At 60.9% G+C, this 21,297-nt stretch carries 19 protein-coding genes, 1 other RNA gene and 1 pseudogene; 7 read left to right on the top strand and 14 right to left on the bottom strand.

Annotated features, from left to right (window positions below; translation table 11 throughout):
- Positions 1-9 precede the first annotated feature (9 nt).
- The 3 genes from ccoS to hemN all read left to right on the top strand — a co-directional run bounded on the left by ccoS (position 10) and on the right by hemN (position 2,384).
- Positions 10-222 (top strand): cbb3-type cytochrome oxidase assembly protein CcoS, encoded by a 213-nt coding sequence (gene ccoS, locus OC445_RS13195; protein WP_054898601.1) that lies wholly within the window; start codon positions 10-12, stop codon positions 220-222.
- The gene (locus OC445_RS13190) at positions 215-898 is read left to right on the top strand and encodes a sulfite exporter TauE/SafE family protein (RefSeq protein ID WP_198791449.1); all 684 of its coding nucleotides are present in this window, start codon (positions 215-217) and stop codon (positions 896-898) included. The genes ccoS and OC445_RS13190 overlap by 8 nt, the downstream gene beginning before the upstream one ends.
- Positions 899-1,001: 103 nt before the next feature.
- A complete protein-coding gene (gene hemN / locus OC445_RS13185; protein ID WP_054921742.1) occupies positions 1,002-2,384 on the top strand; it encodes an oxygen-independent coproporphyrinogen III oxidase in 1,383 nt (460 codons plus the stop codon).
- Here the strand turns inward: hemN and OC445_RS13180 are convergent, their stop codons facing one another.
- On the bottom strand, positions 2,385-2,852 hold the full coding sequence (locus tag OC445_RS13180; protein WP_080757733.1) for a FlxA-like family protein: 468 nt from the start codon (positions 2,850-2,852) through the stop codon (positions 2,385-2,387).
- A 152-nt stretch (positions 2,853-3,004) separates the two neighbouring features.
- On the opposite strand from OC445_RS13180, the gene fnr reads away from it, so the two are divergent.
- Positions 3,005-3,739 (top strand): fumarate/nitrate reduction transcriptional regulator Fnr, encoded by a 735-nt coding sequence (gene fnr, locus OC445_RS13175; RefSeq protein ID WP_005790290.1) that lies wholly within the window; start codon positions 3,005-3,007, stop codon positions 3,737-3,739.
- Between the two features lie 76 nt (positions 3,740-3,815).
- Positions 3,816-4,364: an adenine phosphoribosyltransferase gene (locus OC445_RS13170; protein WP_034128393.1), complete on the top strand. Its 549-nt coding sequence runs from the start codon at positions 3,816-3,818 to the stop codon at positions 4,362-4,364.
- A gap of 108 nt (positions 4,365-4,472) precedes the next feature.
- On the opposite strand, the gene OC445_RS13165 is transcribed toward OC445_RS13170, so the two are convergent.
- From OC445_RS13165 to OC445_RS13140, 6 genes are all read right to left on the bottom strand, one after another.
- A complete protein-coding gene (locus OC445_RS13165) occupies positions 4,473-5,621 on the bottom strand; it encodes an acyl-CoA dehydrogenase family protein (RefSeq protein ID WP_054921740.1) in 1,149 nt (382 codons plus the stop codon).
- A gap of 218 nt (positions 5,622-5,839) precedes the next feature.
- On the bottom strand, positions 5,840-6,442 hold the full coding sequence (recR, locus tag OC445_RS13160) for a recombination mediator RecR (RefSeq protein WP_014719453.1): 603 nt from the start codon (positions 6,440-6,442) through the stop codon (positions 5,840-5,842).
- 66 nt (positions 6,443-6,508) lie between these two features.
- On the bottom strand, positions 6,509-7,543 hold the full coding sequence (locus OC445_RS13155) for an NADP-dependent oxidoreductase (protein ID WP_003193196.1): 1,035 nt from the start codon (positions 7,541-7,543) through the stop codon (positions 6,509-6,511).
- A 140-nt stretch (positions 7,544-7,683) separates the two neighbouring features.
- Positions 7,684-8,022, bottom strand: a complete 339-nt coding sequence (locus OC445_RS13150) for a YbaB/EbfC family nucleoid-associated protein (RefSeq protein ID WP_003193199.1) — start codon at positions 8,020-8,022, stop codon at positions 7,684-7,686.
- Between the two features lie 43 nt (positions 8,023-8,065).
- Entirely contained in the window at positions 8,066-10,141 is a 2,076-nt protein-coding gene (gene dnaX / locus OC445_RS13145; RefSeq protein ID WP_054898606.1) for a DNA polymerase III subunit gamma/tau, read from the bottom strand.
- Between the two features lie 77 nt (positions 10,142-10,218).
- The gene (locus OC445_RS13140) at positions 10,219-11,160 is read right to left on the bottom strand and encodes a DMT family transporter (protein ID WP_198791448.1); all 942 of its coding nucleotides are present in this window, start codon (positions 11,158-11,160) and stop codon (positions 10,219-10,221) included.
- 98 nt (positions 11,161-11,258) lie between these two features.
- Between OC445_RS13140 and OC445_RS13135 the strand changes: the two genes are divergently transcribed.
- On the top strand, positions 11,259-12,122 hold the full coding sequence (locus tag OC445_RS13135; protein ID WP_060772981.1) for a LysR family transcriptional regulator: 864 nt from the start codon (positions 11,259-11,261) through the stop codon (positions 12,120-12,122).
- A gap of 141 nt (positions 12,123-12,263) precedes the next feature.
- On the opposite strand, the gene OC445_RS13130 is transcribed toward OC445_RS13135, so the two are convergent.
- The 5 genes from OC445_RS13130 to OC445_RS13110 form a co-directional block, all read right to left on the bottom strand.
- On the bottom strand, positions 12,264-12,854 hold the full coding sequence (locus OC445_RS13130; RefSeq protein WP_034128387.1) for a hypothetical protein: 591 nt from the start codon (positions 12,852-12,854) through the stop codon (positions 12,264-12,266).
- 1 nt (position 12,855) lies between these two features.
- The gene (locus OC445_RS13125; protein ID WP_034128386.1) at positions 12,856-13,902 is read right to left on the bottom strand and encodes an N-acetylmuramidase family protein; all 1,047 of its coding nucleotides are present in this window, start codon (positions 13,900-13,902) and stop codon (positions 12,856-12,858) included.
- A 158-nt stretch (positions 13,903-14,060) separates the two neighbouring features.
- Positions 14,061-16,022: a hypothetical protein gene (locus tag OC445_RS13120; protein WP_054898609.1), complete on the bottom strand. Its 1,962-nt coding sequence runs from the start codon at positions 16,020-16,022 to the stop codon at positions 14,061-14,063.
- A 150-nt stretch (positions 16,023-16,172) separates the two neighbouring features.
- Positions 16,173-16,269: signal recognition particle sRNA small type (gene ffs / locus OC445_RS13115), an RNA gene on the bottom strand.
- A 98-nt stretch (positions 16,270-16,367) separates the two neighbouring features.
- Positions 16,368-17,534 carry a putative zinc-binding metallopeptidase gene (locus OC445_RS13110; protein WP_034128384.1) on the bottom strand — a complete coding sequence of 389 codons (1,167 nt, stop codon included), beginning with the start codon at positions 17,532-17,534 and terminating at the stop codon, positions 16,368-16,370.
- A 77-nt stretch (positions 17,535-17,611) separates the two neighbouring features.
- Here OC445_RS13110 and OC445_RS13105 point away from each other — a divergent pair.
- Positions 17,612-17,701: pseudogene (locus OC445_RS13105) on the top strand (outer membrane lipoprotein carrier protein LolA); the annotation flags it as partial.
- A gap of 120 nt (positions 17,702-17,821) precedes the next feature.
- On the opposite strand, the gene ligA reads toward OC445_RS13105, so the two are convergent.
- Together ligA and zipA are read right to left on the bottom strand one after the other, a co-directional pair.
- Entirely contained in the window at positions 17,822-20,188 is a 2,367-nt protein-coding gene (ligA, locus tag OC445_RS13100) for an NAD-dependent DNA ligase LigA (RefSeq protein WP_034128382.1), read from the bottom strand.
- 87 nt (positions 20,189-20,275) lie between these two features.
- Entirely contained in the window at positions 20,276-21,139 is an 864-nt protein-coding gene (gene zipA / locus OC445_RS13095) for a cell division protein ZipA (RefSeq protein ID WP_198791447.1), read from the bottom strand.
- Positions 21,140-21,297 lie beyond the last annotated feature (158 nt).

Raw genomic sequence — 21,297 nt, 5'->3', positions numbered from 1 at the left:
GGAGTACAGATGCCAGCTCTCTATGTGATGATTCCGGCAGCACTGCTGTTAGTGGGCGTGGCCATCTACATCTTCTTCTGGGCCGTGGACAGCGGCCAGTACGAAGACCTCGATGGCCCGGCCCATAGCGTGCTGTTCGATGACCAGGACCCGAACCACCTGGCCGCCATCGATGAAGCCAACAACCCCGAGCAACCGCCCAAAGAGCCCCCTCATGCTTGAGCTGATGCCCTTGCTGGTCTCGGCGCTGATCCTCGGCCTGCTCGGTGGTGGCCACTGCCTGGGCATGTGCGGTGGGTTGATGGGCGCGCTGACCCTGGCGATTCCCAAGGAACAACGCAGCCGCCGTTTTCGCCTGCTGCTGGCATACAACCTGGGGCGCATCCTCAGCTATGCCACCGCCGGTTTATTGATCGGCCTGGCCGGCTGGGCGGTGGCCAACAGCCCGGCGGCGATGTTCATGCGTGTGCTCGCCGGCCTGCTGTTGGTGTGCATGGGCCTGTACCTGGCCGGCTGGTGGAGCGGCCTCACCCGTATCGAAAGCCTGGGGCGCGGCCTGTGGCGGCATCTGCAGCCAGTGGCCAACCGTTTGCTGCCGGTGGCCAGCCTGCCCCGCGCGTTGTTGCTGGGTGCGCTGTGGGGCTGGTTGCCGTGCGGGCTCGTCTACAGCACCCTGCTATGGGCGGCGAGCCAGGGCAATGCACTGGACAGCGCCTTGCTGATGCTGGCGTTCGGGCTGGGCACCTGGCCGGTGCTGCTGGCCACCGGGCTGGCCGCCGAACGGGTGACGGCGTTGTTGCGCAAGCGCAGCGTGCGGGTGGCCGGCGGGGTGCTGGTGATGATCTTCGGCCTCTGGACCTTGCCCGGCCCCCATCAGCACTGGCTAATGGGGCATTAACAGGCCCTGTGGCATAGCGCCGCTCCCCGTTGATGCAAATCAAGATGGCTGTACCGCCCTGCCCCTAGACTCGGCCCACTAGCCAATCCGGGGGACCGCCCGCATGCTCGACGCCATTCGTTGGGACACAGATCTGATTCACCGCTACGACTTGGCGGGGCCGCGCTACACGTCCTACCCCACCGCCGTACAATTTGACAGCCAGGTCGGCACCTTCGACCTGCTCCACGCCCTGCGTGACAGCCGCAAGGCAGTGCGGCCACTGTCGCTGTACGTGCATGTACCCTTCTGCGCCAACATTTGCTACTACTGCGCCTGCAACAAGGTGATCACCAAGGACCGGGGGCGCGCCCAGGCCTACCTGCAGCGCCTGGAGCAGGAGATCCAATTGGTGGCCTGCCACCTCGACCCGCAGCAACCCGTTGAGCAACTGCATTTCGGCGGCGGTACGCCAACGTTTCTCAGCCACGATGAACTGCGCCAGGTGATGACACGCCTGCGCCAGCATTTCAATTTGCTGGATGATGACTCGGGCGACTACGGCATCGAAATCGACCCGCGCGAAGCCGACTGGGCCACCATGGGCCTGCTACGCGAACTGGGCTTCAACCGCGTGAGCATCGGCCTGCAAGACCTCGACCCCGAGGTGCAACGGGCGGTCAACCGCCTGCAAAGCCTGGAGGAAACCCGCGCCGTGATCGATGCAGCGCGCACCTTGCAATTTCGCTCGATCAATATCGACCTGATCTACGGCCTTCCCAAGCAGTCGCCGTTGAACTTTGCGCGCACCGTGGAGGAAGTTATCCGCTTGCAGCCTGACCGCCTGTCGGTATTCAACTACGCGCACCTGCCGGAACGCTTCATGCCCCAGCGGCGGATCAACACCGACGACCTGCCCTCGCCGGCAGAAAAACTGCTGATGCTGCAAACCACCATCGAACAACTGACCCAGGCCGGTTACCGCTACATAGGCATGGACCACTTTGCGCTGCCGGACGACGAACTGGCGGTGGCCCAGGAAGAAGGCAAGCTGCAGCGCAACTTCCAGGGTTACACCACCCACGGGCACTGCGACCTGATTGGGCTGGGGGTGTCGGCGATCAGCCAGATCGGCGACCTGTATTGCCAGAACAGCAGTGACCTGAACCAGTACCAGAATGCCTTGGCGGGCGCGCAACTGGCGACGAGCCGCGGCCTGGTCTGCACTACGGACGACCGGTTGCGACGGGACGTGATCCAGCAGTTGATCTGCAATTTCAGCCTGGCATTCGAGGGAATCGAACAGGCGTACAACATCGATTTTCGCGACTATTTTGCCGAGTTATGGCCGCAATTGCAGACAATGGCCGATGATGGCTTGATCGAACTGGACGCCCAGGGCATTCGCGTGCTGCCGGCCGGGCGCTTGTTGGTGCGCTCGGTGTGCATGGTGTTCGATGCCTACCTGGAGCACCAGAACAGGCAACGGTTTTCGCGGGTGATTTGATTACATCGCCAGGGAGGCAGCTTTCATCGAATCCTCGGCACTCATGCCTTTCATCGCCTTGGCCAGCGACGTCTGAGCCGACATCAGGCCAGCCTGCAGCGAACCGATCTCGGTCTGCAGCGCGCTCGCCTTGGCACGCGCCTCTTCAGGGGAAAGATTACTGTCCGCGGCCACCGCCGCCAGTTCGGCCTGTTTTTCGGCGATCTGTTGCTTCAGTTGGCGGATCATTTTCAGTACCTGTTTGACGTTGTCTTCCAGGCCACTGTCATCGATGTCCGCATTGCTGCGCTGCTCCACGCCTGCCGCTTTGAATGCCGCAGCGGAAATAGTCACTGTCACACCTTCCACGACCTTGGTTTCAGAAGATTTTTCAAGGGTGGGACCTTCGTCCTTGAGCGCAGTAACCGGCTTCGCGTCAGGCACAACAGGGATGCGAATAGCCGGGTTGTAGGCCGCTATAACAGACATGATCCGAGCTCCGTCTAAGAGATGTGCTCTTTGTATCGACCTCAAGCAACAAATCTTTATACCTGTGCAGGTTTTCTGTACACGCTGGCCTCGCTGCCCCCCAGTGCGTTACCCTTACGTCTTATGTGTGTTTTCCCACAAGGATTTAAGAAATGTCCGAGCCAGTCAAACTGCGCGCTCACAGCCAGGCCCATTGCAAGGATTGCAGCCTGGCCCCCCTCTGCCTGCCACTTTCGTTGAATCTGGAAGACATGGATGCGCTGGACGACATCGTCAAACGCGGCCGCCCACTGAAAAAAGGCGAGTTTCTGTTTCGCCAGGGCGACAAGTTTGATTCCGTCTATGCAGTACGCTCGGGCGCGTTGAAGACCTTCAGCCTCAGCGACGGCGGCGAAGAGCAAATCACCGGTTTCCACCTGCCAAGCGAGTTGGTCGGGCTGTCGGGGATGGACACCGAGATTCATCCGGTGTCGGCCCAGGCCCTGGAAACCACGTCGGTGTGCGAAATTCCTTTCGAGCGCCTGGATGAACTGGCCCTGCAACTGCCGCAATTGCGCCGCCAGTTGATGCGCGTGATGAGCCGCGAGATTCGTGACGACCAGCAAATGATGCTGCTGCTGTCGAAGAAAACCGCCGACGAGCGTATCGCCACGTTCCTGGTCAACCTGTCGGCGCGCTTTCGCGCCCGTGGGTTCTCGGCCAACCAGTTCCGCCTGAGCATGTCGCGCAATGAGATCGGTAATTACCTGGGCCTGGCAGTGGAGACCGTGTCCCGCGTGTTTACCCGTTTCCAGCAGAACCAGTTGATTGCCGCCGAGGGTAAAGAAGTGCATATCCTCGACCCGATCCAGCTGTGTGCATTGGCTGGCGGTTCGCTGGAGGTCTGATCCAGGCTGCGGCCGCGCCAATCGGCGAGGCCGCAGGTATACTTCGAGTCCGTTTTCCGCTCTGGACTCCTCGACGATGACTTTTGATTCGTTCGACATCAAATCCCTGATTCGCCCCGTTATCGACTTCCCCAAGCCGGGTGTGATCTTTCGTGACATCACGCCGCTGTTTCAATCGCCCCGCGCCCTGCGCCTGGTGGCCGACAGCTTTGCCCAACGCTATGTCGAAGCCGATTTCACCCATATCGGTGCAATGGATGCCCGTGGCTTCCTGATCGGCTCGATCATCGCCTACCAACTCAACAAGCCGCTCATCCTGTTCCGCAAGCAAGGCAAGCTGCCGGCGGACGTGCTGGCCGAGGGTTACCAGACCGAGTACGGCGAAGCCTTCCTGGAAGTGCACGCCGACAGCCTGTGCGAAGGCGATTCGGTGCTGATGTTCGATGACCTGATCGCCACCGGCGGCACCCTGATTGCTGCAGCGAACCTGGTGCGGCGCATGGGGGCAAAGATCTTTGAAGCCGCGGCGATTATTGATTTGCCGGAGCTGGGTGGCTCGCAGCGGTTGGCAGACATGGGGATTCCGACGTATTGCCTGACGCAGTTCGGGCTGACCGAGAGATAAGCGTCGTCAGTACTGACGCTTTCGCGGGCAAGCCCGGCTCCCACCGTGGAATGCATTCTCCTGTGGGAGCCGGGCTTGCCCGCGATGAGGCCGAAAGAACACCCCGGCTTACAACCCCATCTGCTTACTGATGATTTCATTCATCACTTCGCGCGTCCCGCCACCAATCGACAAAATCCGGTTATCGCGATACAGCCGCTCCACCAGACTGCCACGCATATATCCCTGCCCGCCCAATATCTGCACCGCGTCATACGTCACCCGATCAGCGGTATCGGTGGCCAGATTCTTGGCCATGGAAATCTCTTTGATTACGCTCTTGCCGGCGGCCATCTTCGCGGCCTGGCGATAGGTGAACTCGCGGGAAACCTCCACGGCGGTAGCCATTTCCGCCAGGCGATGCTTGAGCACCTGGAATTTGCCGATGGGTTTGCCGAATGCTTCGCGCTGGGCGGCCCACTGGAGGCTTTCCTCCAAGGCCAGTTGCGCGGTCATGTTGGCCATGAGGGCCAAGGCCAGGCGCTCGCTCTGGAAGTTGCCCATGATGCAGGCAAAGCCCATGTTCTCGACACCGACGAGATTGCCCACAGGCACGCGGCAGTCATCGAAGAATAACTCGGCGGTGTCCGACGCCCACCAGCCCATCTTCTTCAGTGGCTGGCCGACGGTAAAACCGGGCGTGTCTTTTTCAATCAGCAGCAGGCTGATGCCACCAAAGCCCGGCCCACCCGTGCGCACGGCCACGGTGTAGAAATCAGCGCGAATGCCGCTGGTGATAAAGGTCTTGGCACCGCTCACGCGGTAATGCTCGCCTTCACGTACGGCGCGGGTTTGCAGGTTGGCTACATCCGAGCCGCCGCTGGGCTCGGTGACCGCCAGGGCGATGATCTTCTCGCCGGCGAGCACCAGAGGCGCTATGCGCTCACGCACGTCGGGCCGGGCCCATTTGACGATGGGCGGCAGGCCGATATCCAGGGAGCCGAGCCCTGCCACCACGCCGCCGGAGCCGCAGCGCATCAGCTCTTCGCTGGCGGCGACCTTGGCGAACAGATCGCCTTCGTGGCTGCCACCCAGCGCCTCGGGGTAGCCGATGCCCAGAATGCCCGCCGCACCGGCCTTGAGGTAAAGCTCACGGGGAAAGCTCTCAGCTTCCTCCCAGTGCTCGATGCCCGGCAGCATCTCGCGCTCGACGAAGCGGCGCACGCTGTCGCGGACCAATTGGTGGCTGGGATCGAAGTATTCCTGATAGGCAGACATCGGCAAGCTCCATGGCGAGATGGAGCGAACTTACCAAGCGCTTGCTTGGTTATCAAGTCATACACAGGGACTGTGTCTGCGCTAATCCTGTAGGAGCGAGCTTGCTCGCGAAAAACGTCAACGATAACGCGTGCTTCCTGAGTGAACGCGGCGCCTATTAGTTTTTCGCGAGCAAGCTCGCTCCTACAGGGTTAGGAAGCTCCAGATTGCAGTGGCTTTTAGAGGGCGATGGGTTTGCGGCCTGCGAACGAGTGCGCCAGGGTGCCGCCGTCCACCAATTCCAGCTCGCCCCCCAACGGTACGCCATGGGCGATCCGTGAAGTAATCAAACCTTTATTGGTCAGCAACTGGGCGATGTAGTGCGCGGTGGCTTCACCTTCCACCGTCGGGTTGGTTGCCAGGATCACTTCGGTAAAGGTGCCCTGCTCTTCGATTCGCGCCACCAGTTGTGGAATACCGATGGCTTCCGGCCCCAAACCGTCGAGCGGCGACAGGTGGCCCTTGAGCACAAAGTAACGCCCGCGGTAACCGGTTTGCTCCACGGCGTACACATCCATCGGCCCTTCCACCACGCACAGCAACGTGTCGTCGCGACGTGGGTCGGCGCATTGCGGGCAGAGTTCTTCTTCGGTGAGGGTTCGGCACTGGCGGCAGTGGCCCACGCCCTCCATGGCCTGGCTCAGGGCCTGGGCCAGGCGGGTGCCGCCGCTGCGGTCACGCTCCAGCAGTTGCAGCGCCATGCGCTGGGCAGTTTTCTGGCCAACGCCGGGCAAGGTGCGCAAGGCGTCGATCAGTTGGCGAATCAGGGGGCTGAAGCTCATGGGCGAAGGGTCCGACAAAACAACGAGACGCGGTTTATACCCGCGCCCCGGATTAGCGTCAAATACTCAATCCTGCGCGACGCGCACCACCAACTTGCCGAAGTTGCGCCCTTCGAGCAGGCCGATAAAGGCTTCGGGCGCCTGCTCCAGGCCGTCGACCACGTCCTCGCGGAACTTGATCTTGCCCTCGCGCACCCAAGGCGCCATGGCACTGAGGAACTCCGGCTGGCGGTCGCCGTAGTCATCGAACACGATAAAGCCCTGGATGCGCACCCGCTTGGTCAGCAAGGTGCGTTGCAGGGCCGGCAAACGGTCAGGGCCGCTGGGCGCTTCATGGGCGTTATAGCCGGCAATCAACCCGCACAGCGGCACGCGCGCTTTGGGGTTGAGCAAAGGCAGCACGGCATCGAAGACTTTACCGCCGACGTTTTCGAAATAAATGTCCACGCCTTTGAAACAGGCCAGGGCCAGCTCATGGGCAAAATCTTCGCTCTTGTGGTCGATACAGGCGTCAAAGCCCAACTCATCCACCACGTAGCGGCACTTGTCTGCGCCACCGGCAATGCCCACCACGCGCAAGCCCTTGAGCTTGGCCACTTGGCCCACCACCGACCCCACCGCGCCAGACGCAGCCGCCACCACCAGGGTTTCCCCGGCCTTGGGCTGGCCGATATCCATCAAGCCCATGTAGGCCGTCATGCCCGGCATACCCAGTACGCCCAAGGCCATCGACGGACTCGGCAACCCCTTGGGCAGCGGGATCAGGTTATGGCCTTCGCAAATGCAGTGGCTTTGCCAGCCGGTGGCGCCGACCACCAGGTCGCCCACTTCGAATTTCGGGTTGCGCGATTGCTCGACACGGCTGACAGCCCCACCGGTCATCACCTCGCCGATTTCCACGGGCGCGGCGTAGGACGGCGCGTCACTCATGCGTCCACGCATGTAAGGGTCCAGGGACAGGTACAGGGTCTTGAGCAACACCTGACCGTCTGCCAGGTCCGGCAGGCTCACACGTTCCAGGCGAAAGTTTTCCGGCGTGGGTGCGCCTTGAGGGCGTGAGACCAGAACGATGCGTTGGTTGAGCGTCATTTCTTGAGGCATCAGCGGGGCTCCTTTATCGGTGAGTGGTTTCAACGGTATAGGGTGCAGACCATCGGTGAAGGCCTGGGGTTCGATGTTTCGACCGGCCAAAAAAAATGCCAGGCGCGATGCCTGGCATTTGAGTCTAGCTAAAGCGTGTATCAGAACGGCAGTTTCATGCCCGGTGGCAGTTGCATGCCAGCGGTCACGCCGGACATTTTGTCCTGGCTGTTGGCTTCGATCTTGCGCACAGCGTCGTTGACGGCTGCGGCGAACAGCGCTTCGAGCATTTCCAGGTCATCTTCACCCACGCCTGGCAATACGCTTGGATCGATGCTGACACGCTTGATGTCGTGACGACCGGTCATCACCACGCTGACCATATCGCCACCGGCTTTACCGGTGACTTCGGCGTTGGCCAGCTCTTCCTGCATCTTGGCCATTTTTTCCTGCATCTGCTGCGCCTGCTTCATCAGGCCGGCCATGCCACCTTTCATCATGGGAATCACCTCAAAAGTACGTGGATCAATGAGTAGCCCGGTGTCATGACGCTTGGGGCACCGGGGCTTCGACAGGTTCAATAGTATCGTGGCGGACGACCGCACCGAACTGTTGCATCATTTGTTGGATAAGCGGATCTGCGTGGATCGAGTCCTCGGCCTCGCGCTGGCGGTTAAGGCGCCGACGGGTCGCTGCCTGGGCCGGGGTTTCCTGCTCGGGCTTGATCAGCTCGATGGCGATGGTCAGCGTGCGCCCATGGTACTGGTTGAGCGCATCGTTGAGCCGGCGCTGCTGGGTGGCGTTGAACAAGGCGCTATGGGCCGGGTCCAGGTGCAGCAGCCAGTGGTCGCCTTCGATGGAAATCAGGGTGCAGTTGGCGGCGATACTGCCGGTCATGCCGGAGATCGGCAATTTCGGAAACAATTCCAGCCATTGCAGGGCCAGGCCGGTAGCCGGGGCCGCGGCAGGTTCTGCCTCGGGCTCGGGCGCAGGTTCCGCGGTGTGCTCACTGGCCAAATCATCCAGGTAGCTGTAGGCCGAATCCATGTCCGGCTCGATGTAGTCTTCATCCAGCGGCGGTTCGTCGTCCAGGTCAATGCCGGGAGTGGCCGCGTCGACCTGGGCGACCGTCGGTTCAGGAACGGGGGCCGATACCCACTCAGGGGCATCCGGCACCACGCTGTCCGGAGTCGGCGCAGGCATCGGCGTCAGCTCGGGTTGCTCGCCGGTGGTTTCCAGCACGGGCTCCACGGCGGGCTGTTGCTCGGGCTCTACTTGCGCTTCGACCGGGTCATTCCAAGGCAAGTCGACCACGGGCTCGGGCTCGATGACCGGCTCGGGCTCGACCACCGGTGCGACGGCAACCGGCGCAGGTTCGGGCTCAGGTGCCGGCGCAACCGGCTCAGGCACAGCAACCGCAGGCGCAGTAACTACTGGCGCGACAACGGCCGCGCCAGCCACTGGTTTGGCGGAATCAACTGTGGCCTGGCTGATCCCCACTGGCTTTAGCGGCTGTCTCGGTGCGTCTGCCGAATCTGCCGGCCGGAATGCCAGCATGCGCAGCAGCACCATTTCAAAGCCACCCCGAGGGTCGGGTGCCAGGGGCAGGTCGCGGCGACCGATGAGGCCCATCTGGTAGTAGAACTGTACGTCTTCGGCCGGCAAGGCCTGGGCCAGGGCCAATACGCGATCTCGGTCGCCATGGCCGTTGTCCACGCCTTCCGGCAGGGCCTGGGCGATGGCGACGCGATGCAATACGTTGAGGATTTCCGAAAGCACGCCATTCCAGTCCGGGCCTTGCTCCGACAGGTGGCGCACCGCTTCGAGCAACGCCTTGGCGTCTCCTTCGATCAGCGCGTGGAGCACGTCGAACACCTGGCCGTGGTCCAGGGTACCGAGCATGGCGCGCACGTCGGCGGCCATGACCTTGCCTTCACCAAACGCGATGGCCTGGTCGGTGAGGCTCATGGCATCGCGCATCGAACCATCAGCGGCGCGGCCCAGCAACCACAGCGCGTCGTCTTCGAACGGTACGTTCTCGACGCCCAGCACATGGGTCAAATGCTCGACCACACGCTCGGGGGTCATGTTTTTCAGGGAGAACTGCAGGCACCGCGACAAAATCGTTGCCGGAAGTTTCTGCGGGTCGGTGGTGGCCAGGATGAACTTGACGTAGGGCGGCGGCTCTTCCAGGGTTTTCAACAAGGCGTTGAAGGAGTGGCTGGACAGCATGTGCACTTCGTCGATCAGGTAGACCTTGAAGCGGCCACGGCTCGGCGCGTACTGCACGTTGTCCAGCAGCTCGCGGGTGTCTTCGACCTTGGTTCGGCTCGCGGCATCGATCTCGATCAGGTCGACGAAACGCCCCTCGTCGATCTCACGGCACACCGAACAGGTGCCACACGGCGTCGAGGTAATACCGGTCTCACAATTCAGGCACTTGGCGATGATGCGCGCAATCGTGGTCTTGCCCACCCCACGCGTACCGGTGAACAGGTAGGCATGGTGCAGCCGTTGGCTGTCCAAGGCATTGATCAGAGCCTTGAGCACATGGGTCTGGCCGACCATTTCGCGGAACGAGCGCGGGCGCCATTTACGTGCAAGAACCTGATAACTCATCGAAAACCGTCGCAACTGGGAAGCAGAAGCCGGTAATGCTAGCGGAGCAAGGGGGAAATTGCATCCGGCACGCTCGTCTAATCTGACGAAGCTTGTTCGATTGGCCTCCCGGAGGGTACCTGCGGGCGTTTTGCTGGCACCTTGGGGCGCCAATTCCCTTCCAGACTGATAGCGGCGACACTTGCCAGCACGATCACCGCGCCCAGCATCACCTGCAGGGTGACGTGTTCGCCAAGCAGCGTGGCGGCCATCAGCATGGCAACCGGTGGAATCAGGTACATCGCCACCGACGCACGACTGACCTCGACGTGCTTCAACACGTAACCCCAGGCCAGATAGGCCAAGGCACTGGGAAAAATGCCCAGCACCAGCACGGCAAGATTCTCCACCATCGGTGCCTGCACGATGGCGACGGGCAGGCCCGGCAGGTTCACGCACAGCATCAGGGTGCCGGACCACACCATGTAGCACGCCATCGTCAACGGGCTGTAGCGATGGGCGTAATGTCGCTGAATGGCGAAGTACACACTCCATGAGCAGGCCGCCAACAAGATCAGCAAACCCCGTGGGTTGATATCGCCTATGCCCCGGTCGCCCCAGATCACCACCACTACGCCGGCCAACCCCAACAGCACGCAGCCCCAGCGCCAGGCGCTGACCTGCTCCTTCAAGCACAAAAACGCAATCAACACACTGAACAACGGCGCCGACTGTGCCAACACACTCGACGCAGCCGCCGTCACCCATTGCTGCCCATGATTGAGACTGGTGTGGTGCAGGAACACCCCGAAAAAGCCCAGCACCAACAACCACGGCAGGTCGCGCAATGGTGGCCGTCCAATTCCCACCACCGAGGCCACGCCGCCCATGAATACCGACGCGATCAAAAACCGCAGCAGCGCCAATTGGCCGGGGCTGTAACTGTGCAGCCCCATGTGCACGCCGATGGGGGAATACGCCCAACAGAGGATGACGCTGGCAATGACTAGCGTAAGCTTCAGAGGTGACGGAGTATTCATCGACAGCATCCACGCAAAAGGAATGCTGCCAGTCTTGGCCCAGGCAAGGCATAGGACAATTAAGCGTTTCTGACTTCTGAAATCATTGGAACTGAGCAATGGAACTGGCCCAACTGAAAATGGTGCGAGCCGTGGCGCAAACCGGCAGCGTGGCCCAGGCTGCGCTGCAATTGCACTGCGTGCCGTCCAATATCACCACGCGCATCAAGCAGCTGGAAAGCGAGTTGGGCACACCGCTGTTTATCCGTGCTGGCCGAGGGCTGGCGATCAGCGCCGCGGGAGAGATCTTCCTGGATTACTGCGAACGTATCCTGGCCTTGGTGGATGAATCCAAACGCGCCGTGGATGCCAGCGCCATTCCCCGTGGCACCTTGCGCATCGGTGCGGTGGAATCCAGCGCCAGCGGGCGCTTGCCGCCGCTACTGGCGGAATACCACCGGCGTTATCCCGATGTCAGCCTGGAACTGGTCACCGGTGCCTGGGCGCAACTGCTGGACGACCTGCAGCACCACCGCCTGGATGTGGCGCTGGTGGCTGCCGGCGGCAAACGCACGAAGCTGGAACAGAGCGTGGTCTACAGCGAGCGCCTGGTGCTGATCGCCAGCGCGTGCAGCGCACCTATCAACAGTGCCGAGGACCTGGCCGGCCGAACCCTGCTGGTGTGGCCGCCGGGCTGCCCTTATCGCGCCGCCCTGGAAAACTGGCTCAAGCCCCATGACATCAAGCCAGCAATCGCCAGCTACGCCAGTTGGGGCACGATCATCGGATGCGTGAGCGCGGGGATTGGCGTGGCGTTGGCGCCCGAGGGGATCCTGGCGCGCTATGAACAGGCCAATCAGCTGGCATCGTATCGCTTTGAAGCACTGGCGCCCGTGGACAACCTGTTGTTCTGGCACACGGACACCCAGCGGCACCTGGCGCGAGATGCGTTTGCCGGGCTACTGCGCGAGACCTTTGGCTGACACAGTCCTAAATGTGCGACGAAAATCGCCCTGATACCAAGTAGGAGCGAGCTTGCTCGCGAAAAACTCACAAGCGCCGCGTTTATTCAGGAGGCACGCGTTATCGTTGACGTTTTTCGCGAGCAAGCTCGCTCCTACAATTCAGGGCTTCGGCGCAGCCAACCGTGCGTACTGGCCCTGGCTGATCCAGCCCGTGAACGAACGGTCGTCAGCGTTGATGAACTCCACCTGCGCCCAACCGTCCTTGAACGCCAGTACGCCCACCACGTCATGCTTGACGATGTAGGGCCGCTTTGCCGCTTTGGCGCCCGGCGTTTTCAGCAAGTAAGCCTTGTCGGCAGACACCGTCACCAAGCCTATCCATTGTTTGCTGGCCGTCTGGCTCAGCTCCAGGCCGGTGGCGATTTCCGGCATCAGCACATTGATGCAGCCGGGGTGTTGACGGCCCTGCGCCACGGTCAGGGTCACCCCGTCGGACGCCGCTGCCACACTGCCTGGGTAGGCAGCGTCCAGCCAGGTGGTGAGCGCTTCGGGTTTGCCTTGCAAGTAGAACGTGCAACCACGGGCCACACCCTCGCCCATCGACTCCTGGTAGAAACCCTCCACCTGATGCCCCGGCGTCACCGCCAGCATCAGCCCTTCATATTTGCCTGAATGCAACGCCGCCGAGCCGGCCAACGCAGGCGCCACGGCGCACCACGACAACACTCCCATCGCCAGATAACGAATCATCTTATTTCTTCCCTTCAAAGGCTTCGTAGGCTTGTTTCATCAGGACGTCATAGTTGCCGTAATCATCGCCGTTATAGTTTCGGGCCATGGCGGTAAAATCCTTGTTTTTCATGGCACTCAATAATGCCGAGTTGTGGCTGCAAAGGCTGAGATAGGCTTTGAGTTGGTTACCGGCATTGATCTTTAATGACGCCACGAACTCAAACACCGTCTTGAATCCGCACGCAGCAAAATTGAACCCCATGATTTGAAACATGCCCCAGGAGGCCGACATCAAGGCGGCTTCCTGGTCCAGCGCAAAGGCAGTGGCCATGGTCTCCCAGGCCTTGACCTGATCCTTATTGTTCGTCTGCCATTGCGGGCCGGCTTTTTTCTTGTAGATATACGACAGCAACGGCTGCGACTGGTCGTAGATGTGCTTGGTGTACTTGCGAAAGTGGTGCCCTTCAAAAGCGATGATCGGCAACTTGGCGGGCCCGAACCCCACCTTCCCGCCCGACTCCACCGTGGCGAACGCCTTGACCACATTCACCGAAATGCCGTTGCCCAATTGCTTGGCGGCGTTCTGGAAATCCGTGTCGCTCAATGTCGTCCCGCCATCGCAGGTGGACTGCATCATCAACTGCCGGTTACGCCGCTCGGCCTCGATCACCGCACGCACGCGGTCCAGGTACACATTGACCGTGGCCTGTACCGCATCGACGTTGTTATTGCCGAAAATGTTGAGAAACGTCGGAATGCGCGTATTGGGAAAAGCCCGCACCGGTACCTTCAGCGCCTCTTCGATCAGACTGTTGAACGTCCGCCCGGTGGGGTCGATCACGCCATCGGGATGGGCGTACTTGAGATGGCGAAACTGATACTGGCTGATGCATTGCACCAACTGGCCGTCGCACTTGCCGTTTTCCAGCAAGGCAAACCCCATCTTGGGAATGATCAAATTGAATAAATACTGGATGCACTGAACATCGGCGGGCAAGTTGCGGGCTTTGCCGGGCGTCCCTACCGACGCGCTGATAAGACGAGGCAACCCTTGCAGGCTTTTCATGACAGACATCCTTGTGAGTGAAAGAAGTGATAGCACTTCAATATCAAATCCAAGCCCTTGTCATATTCTGAAACAAGTGGCCGGCGCAAGCTAACAAGGCGGTCTGCGGATTGTCCAGAGGACGTTATGAAAGTTGTGAAACAGCCGGATTAAATCCGTCAGTAACCGTGGGATTCACGGGTCTTTTGATACTTGTGATAGTCGAGCCACTCGACCACATCGTAGGGCAGGTACAACTGCACCCTGGCCCGTGAAATCGCGATATACACCGCACAGAGTCGTTGATCGAACGCGTAAGCGTCCTGGAACTTCACATTGGTCAACAATTCCGGGGTGAGCAGTACCCGGTCGAACTCCATGCCGCCCGCATCCTGCGCCAGCATCAACAGGACGCGCTCGTCCGGATGGCCAATCAACCTGTTCAAACGCGTGACATCCGCCACGTTAAAGCCTTTTTCCAGCTCGGCCTCGACCCACAGAAACGCCTCATCGAACTGGCAGGCTTCGCGCACCTGCTGCCAATCGGCCATGTCGCTGAAAAACGCATGGGGGCCGAGGTCATTGAACTCATTGCTATAGAAATCGGGTTTGAACAACGCGATAACCGTGTCCATGAAATGCTTGAGCGACTGCTGGGCCTCTTTGCTCGCGAGGCCGAACGCACAGCGGGCGTGGCTCAACTGGATCGCCCACTGCATGGTGTCCCAATGGGAAGCGGTCAACACCACGCAACCTTGCGGGGGCACGAAACCCTGCGGATAAAACTCAATGCCGACATCGGCATCGCGCGCGCCCTCGAAAAGCGATTTGCTTTTTTCCGAGTGCAAGCTGATCAACGGGTTGACCAGGCGCTCGACATTGCGCCCGGAACGCACGGAGTAGCACACGTCGGTATGGCGAACCTCACGGGCACGCTTGACCACGCCGCCACTGGCCTGCTGATATTCATCCCCCAAAGTGATCAGCACCTGGCGCCCGCGCTCGATGATTTGCAACAGCGGCGCCGGGATGTCCTGGCTCTCATCGATGAGCACGTGGGTATAGCGCTCGGGCACCACGCAGCCTGCAAGGCTGGCGCGCTTGATCATCAACAAGGCTTCAAACCCGGTATGCCGGCCCCAGGCCGGGTTAGCCTCTAGGTAGCCCCATAACCGGCTGGCATATTCGAGCAGCGCCCTGGCATCGACGCCGGCGAGCGGTTGCTTGAAATGCGGCAAATGCTGGGCCGACAAGCTGTACTCCCAGGAGCGGCAGTAGGCCTCAAGCACCTTGAGGCACACCTCCACCACCGCTTGCCCTTCCAGGCGGCGGAAACCAAAGATATTCAGTTCTTGAGCGAGCGCCTGCTTGGTCGGCACCCTCACCGGCGTATTCAGCGGCTTTGGCCTCGGGCCATGCAATAGAGCATGGGCGAAGTCCTGGAAGGTATGCCCGGCCTTACGCTCCCGCGCTCCCACCATGCGCGCACGCAGGGTTTCGAGTTTTGCCGGGGTGCGTGCCAACAGTAAGGTCTTTTCCGGGCGCAGGTGCTCCAGCAAGGCCACCAGCAGGTGACTCTTGCCAATGCCTGCATAGCCTTGAACATGCAGGTCTTCGTTCAGGTTGGCGCGGAAGGTTCTGAGCAGCTTGTCTTGCTCGGCGCTCAACCAGCGCTCGCGATGCCTGGGCGTGATTACCTGCTGGCTGAACGGATCATTGGCCTTGAGGTGGCGGACTTTATACTCGACGTCCCATTTGCCACTGGGCAACAGATAGTCCCGAGCCTGTACTTCCTCCTCCAGCAGAAAGCGCAGCTTCAGGCTTTTGACCACATTGAGGCCGAAATACAGCTTCCTCTGATCGAACAGCCGCTGCGCTTCAGAGAGCAGGGACACACTGGCCGAATGGCTGGCATCGACTGCCCAGTCAACCAGTTTGGCCAACACTTTTTCAGCACCATTGGCGCTCAGCTCGCTTTCCGGCACCTGCGCCAGGTTCTGGATCACCAACACCGCCGCCAATTCGGGCTCACTCAGGGCTACAAGCGCATCGATACCCTCGCCGCCCAACAAACCCGCACAGGTGTGCTCGGTGATCGGCAAGAATACGGGGCTGGATAAGTCGAAATGTTCCGAGTGCATAGAGCCTCGTAGCCAGGGAAAGAGACGCTTGGGAGTATGCCACTAGACGCGAAATGACCGTCATGCACTGTGCAAGAAGCATCACAGATGACTGGCTGAAAATAACTTGAGTTTTAGAAGGGACTGCAGAAGGGAGCGTTATGGAGGCAACCCCACCAGCCACACCCCGGCACACAATGTTCCCGCTGTGGCTGCTGCCTTCCGGCTCTGACCAGGTTCACGGGTAATCGTTGCGGGGGGACCGATGGGGTCACCATAACGACGCTGCCTCTCGGCAAGCCGCGCCATTGTACCCATCTCATCGGAAGTTACAACCGTTGGTTCCGGATTAAAAAATGAGAAGGCTCAAGCACTTGCCATAACCCCATCGGCCCTGCCGCCCTCTTCCTGGATGACCAGGTGAATAAAGTGCAGCTTGGCAATCACCGCGGGCGGCAGCACGAAGGGGTAGAAATCCGGCTGGCCCATGGCGCGGGACAGTTCGTTGAGCATGCCGGCCAGTTCGATCCAGGCATTGACGAAGCAGAGGAATGCCGGGCCGCCAGGGTGTTGAGGGTCGTAGAGCGTGGTCAGGGGGAATGGCTGGTAATCCAGGTCCATCTCGCGGGCGCTCATACCAAAGCCCAGGGCCGTGTCCACGGCGTCCATCATGTGCAGGTAGTGAGCCCAGGTTTCGGCCCAGTCTTCCCAGGGGTGCATGGTGGCGTAGGCGCTCACGCAGGTGAGTTGCCAGTCCGGGCGCGGGCCGTTCTGGTAGTGCCGGTCGAGGGCCTCGGCATAACTGGCGCGTTCGTCACCGAACAGGTTGCGAAAAGGTGTGAGCCAGTGACTGTTGGCGATCAGGCGATCCCAGTAGTAATGGCCGACTTCATGGCGAAAATGGCCAAGCAAGGTCCGGTATGGCTCGCGCATCTGTACACGGACTTTTTCGCGGTGGGCGTCGTCGGCTTCCTTGATGTCCAGGGTGATCAGCCCATTGGCGTGGCCGGTGGTGGGCGCGTTGCCTTCCAGGTCGATACCGATGAAGTCGAAGGCCAGGCCAGCCTCTTCGTCAACGCTTTTGGGCACCACTTGCAGGCCTAGACTGATCAGTTGCGCCACCAAGCGGCGCTTGGCGGTTTCAACCTTGCGCCAGCGTTCGGGGTTTTCCGGAACCGAGAGATCAGGAATGGTGCGGTTCAGGCTACAGGCCACGCACAACGGCGCGGTGCTGTGGGCAGGAATCAGCCAGTTGCAGGCGGCGGGTGAATCGAGGTTTGCACAGCGCCGGAATGCGCCGGCATCGAGATTATCGTCCGCCAGCCAAGTACCGACCGCCGGCCCAGGTTGCAAGGACGACAGGCGGCTTTGCTGCGGCTGGTAACCCAATGCCGCCTGGCAGGCCAGGCACTGGCTGTTGCGAAAAAACAGCGACTGGCCACACCGGCATTGCCACACCTTGCTGTTGCGCGAGGTTTCGGCCATGAACGGAGCGGCGATGCGCGTGCTGAGTTGCTCGAAGTAGCGGAACATGGCGATCTCTCCCTGGGTGACAGAGACTAGATCATTTCTCGCTCGGGATCGTTCAACTGCTCCCTGTAGGAGCGAGCTTGCTCGCGAAGATCATCAACGATAACGCGGGCTGCCTGGTTCACAGCGGCGTCCTCCGGTTCTTCGCGAGCAAGCTCGCTCCTACAGTGTTGAGAGATCGTTCCCACGCTCCGCGTGGGAATGCCGCCTTGGACGCTCTGCGTCTGCGCGAAGGCCGTGACGCGGAGTGTCACAGGATGCGTTCCCACGCGGAGCGTGGGGACGATCAATCAGACGGTGATGTTGTGCTTGGCCAGGAAGGCGACGAAGGCCTCTTCGTCCAGTACTTTCAGGCCCAGCTCATTGGCCTTGGCCAGTTTCGAGCCAGCGCCCGGTCCCGCCACCACACAGTGGGTTTTCGCCGAAACGGAACCGGCCACCTTGGCCCCCAGGCTTTCGAGCTTGTCCTTGGCCACATCGCGGCTCATCAGCTCCAGGGAGCCCGTGAGTACCCAGGTGTGCCCGGCTTCGGGCAAGCCTTCAACGACCTTTTTCTCGCTCTGCCAATGCATACCAAAGTCCTTGAGCTGCTGCTCGATGGCCAAGGCATGGCTGGCGTTGTCGGCATTATCGAAAAAGTCCCGCACAGCCTTGGCTTGCTTCTCGGGCAGCGCCTGGCGCATATCGAGCCAGTCAGCCTTGATGACGCCTTCCAGCGAACCGAACTTGTCCGCGAGTTTCTGCGCAGCACCTGGCCCCACCGACGGCACGTGCAGCTTGTCGAGCAAACCGCCCAAGGTGGTGCTGGCGGCGAATTCCGCGCTGAGTTCGCCCTGCTCCTGCAATTGCAGGCCGCATTCGTCTGGCGACAACAGCGCGCCAATCACCTGCTGGTTGTGCCCGTCTTCAAAGAAGCTATGGATCTCATGGGCCACTTCCAGCCCAACATCCGGCAAGTACGTCAGCACCTCTGGCAACGCCTTTTGAACGCGCTCCAGGGACGCCAGCGAGCGCGCCAGGACCTTGGCCGTCTCCTCGCCCACATCGGGAATGCCCAAGGCGTAGATAAAGCGTGCCAGGGTCGGGGTCTTGCTGTTTTCGATGGCGCTGATCAGCTTCTTGCTGGAGATATCGGCAAAGCCTTCCAGGTCGATGATCTGTTCATATTTGAGTTTGTAGAGATCGGCCGGCGAACCAATGAGCTGTTCATCCACCAGTTGCTCGATGGTCTTGTCGCCCAGGCCGTCGATGTCCATGGCCCGGCGCGAGACGAAATGAATGATTGCCTGCTTGAGTTGCGCACCGCAGGCCAGGCGCCCGACGCAACGGTACACCGCGCCTTCGCTGACGGTTTCCTTGCCCTTGCTACGCTTGACCAGTTGCGTGCGCTCCACATGGGAACCGCACACCGGGCAATTCTGCGGGATCTGCACGGCGCGGGCGTTTTCCGGGCGGCGCTCGGTGACCACCGAGACCACCTGCGGAATCACATCACCGGCGCGGCGGATGATCACGGTGTCGCCAATCATCAGCCCCAGGCGTGCCACTTCGTCCATGTTATGCAGGGTGGCATTGGACACGGTCACGCCGGCCACCTTGACCGGCTTGAGGCGCGCCACCGGCGTGACCGCACCGGTACGACCGACCTGGAACTCCACGTCGAGCAGCTCGGTGAGTTCTTCCATGGCCGGGAATTTGTGCGCGATCGCCCAGCGCGGCTCGCGGGCACGGAAGCCCAGTTCACGCTGGTAGGCAATGCTGTTGACCTTGAACACCACGCCGTCGATTTCATAGCCCAGCGCATTGCGGCGCTCGCCGATGTCGCGGTAGTAGTCCAGACATTCCTGGATACCCTTGGCCAGCTTCAATTCGTGGCTGATCGGCATACCCCACTTCTGCAACTGCTTGAGGTTGCCGATATGGGTGTCGCTGATATCCGCGGTCACCTGGCCGATGCCATAGCAGCAGAATTCCAGCGGACGACTGGCGGTGATCTTCGAGTCCAGTTGGCGCAGGCTGCCCGCCGCGGCGTTGCGCGGGTTGGCGAAGGTCTTGCCGCCCACTTCCAGTTGCGAGGCGTTCAACCGCTCGAAACCGGCCTTGGACATGAACACTTCACCGCGCACTTCCAGGGTGGCTGGCCAGCCCGTGCCGTGCAGTTTCAGGGGGATATTGCGCACGGTGCGCACATTGACGCTGATGTCCTCGCCGGTGGTGCCGTCGCCCCGGGTGGCACCGCGCACCAGCTCGCCATCCTGGTACAGCAGGCTGACCGCCAGGCCATCCAGCTTCGGCTCGCAGCTGTATTCCACCGCCGCGCCAGCGCCAAATAGATCGCCCACCGGCAGATCAAGGCCCTCGGTGACCCGGCGATCAAACTCCAGCATGGTGGTTTCATCGAAGGCGTTGCCCAGGCTGAGCATCGGGATCTCGTGCTTGACCTGGGTGAACGCCGACAATGCCGCACTGCCGACCCGCTGCGTCGGTGAGTCACGCGTCACCAGTTCCGGGTGCTCGGCCTCCAGGGCCTTGAGCTCGTGGAACAGGCGGTCGTATTCGGCGTCCGGAATGCTCGGCTCGTCGAGGACGTGGTAGCGATAGTTGTGCTGATCCAGCTCAGCGCGCAGTTCGAGGATGCGGGTTTGGGCGGCGGTCATGGGTGTTCTCTCATAAAGCAAAAGAGCAGCCGAAGCTGCTCAATATGTTAGTGCACGGATTCTACAGACAACGCTTAAGATCGATCCTCAGCGTTTCTGTGTCAGGGCGCGACGCTCGAACTCGACGATGCGCTGACGGTAGTGTTCGATGGTCTGGGCGGTGAGCACGCTGCGCTGGTCGTCCTTGAGCTCGCCGTTGAGCTCCTGGGACAGCTTGCGGGCAGCGGCCACCATCACGTCGAACGCTTGTTTGGGGTGACGCGGGCCTGGCAGGCCAAGGAAGAAACTCACCGCCGGGGTGCTGAACAGGTCGATATCGTCCAGATCGAACGTGCCCGGCTTGACCGCGTTGGCCATGGAGAACAGCACTTCGCCGTTACCGGCCATGCTTTCGTGACGATGGAAGATATCCATCTCGCCAAAACGCAGGCCGCTTTCGAGGATGTTCTGCAACAGCGCAGGGCCCTTGAAGCCACCGGCATCGCGGCAGATCACGCTGATGACCAGGACTTCTTCGGCAGCCGGCTGATCGTTGACCGATTGGCGCGCCGCACTCTTGGCGGACATCTCGTCCGGGAAATCGTCATCGCGGCTGCTGAAGCTCGGGCCATCATCGACGTCAAGGTTCAGGTCGCCCTGGTGCGGCTCGGCAACCGCCGCGCTACCGCGCTTGCCACGCTTGGACGACGGCTCGCGGGCTTCACGCAGCGGGGCGCTCATCGACGGCAGGTCGTGCTCGTCCAGTTGCGGCTCTTTATGGGTATCCAGCACACGGGGCGGCCCCAGCAGCTCGGCGGCGCCGTCATCGTCAGGCAAGTTGGACAGGTTTCGGTCCAGCCGGAACTTGAGCTTGCCCTTGCCACCGCGCATGCGGCGCCAGCCATCAAAAAGAATACCGGCAATGACAATAATGCCGATGACGATCAGCCACTCGCGCAGACCGATTTCCATGTAATCCCGTGCCTCTAATAAAAAATGCTGAAAAATAAGGGGTTTAGCACCGTGCAAACCGCTTTAAAACGTGGCGCCAACTCTATGTTCTGACTGACGTTTTGCCCACGCACACGAAAAATTGACATTAAACTAGCACGACCAAAGATAACTTTACA

The sequence above is a fragment of the Pseudomonas sp. Pse35 genome, assembly GCF_024519715.1.
GTDB lineage: Bacteria > Pseudomonadota > Gammaproteobacteria > Pseudomonadales > Pseudomonadaceae > Aquipseudomonas > Aquipseudomonas paracarnis.
This window is presented reverse-complemented; position numbering and strand designations above follow the sequence as displayed.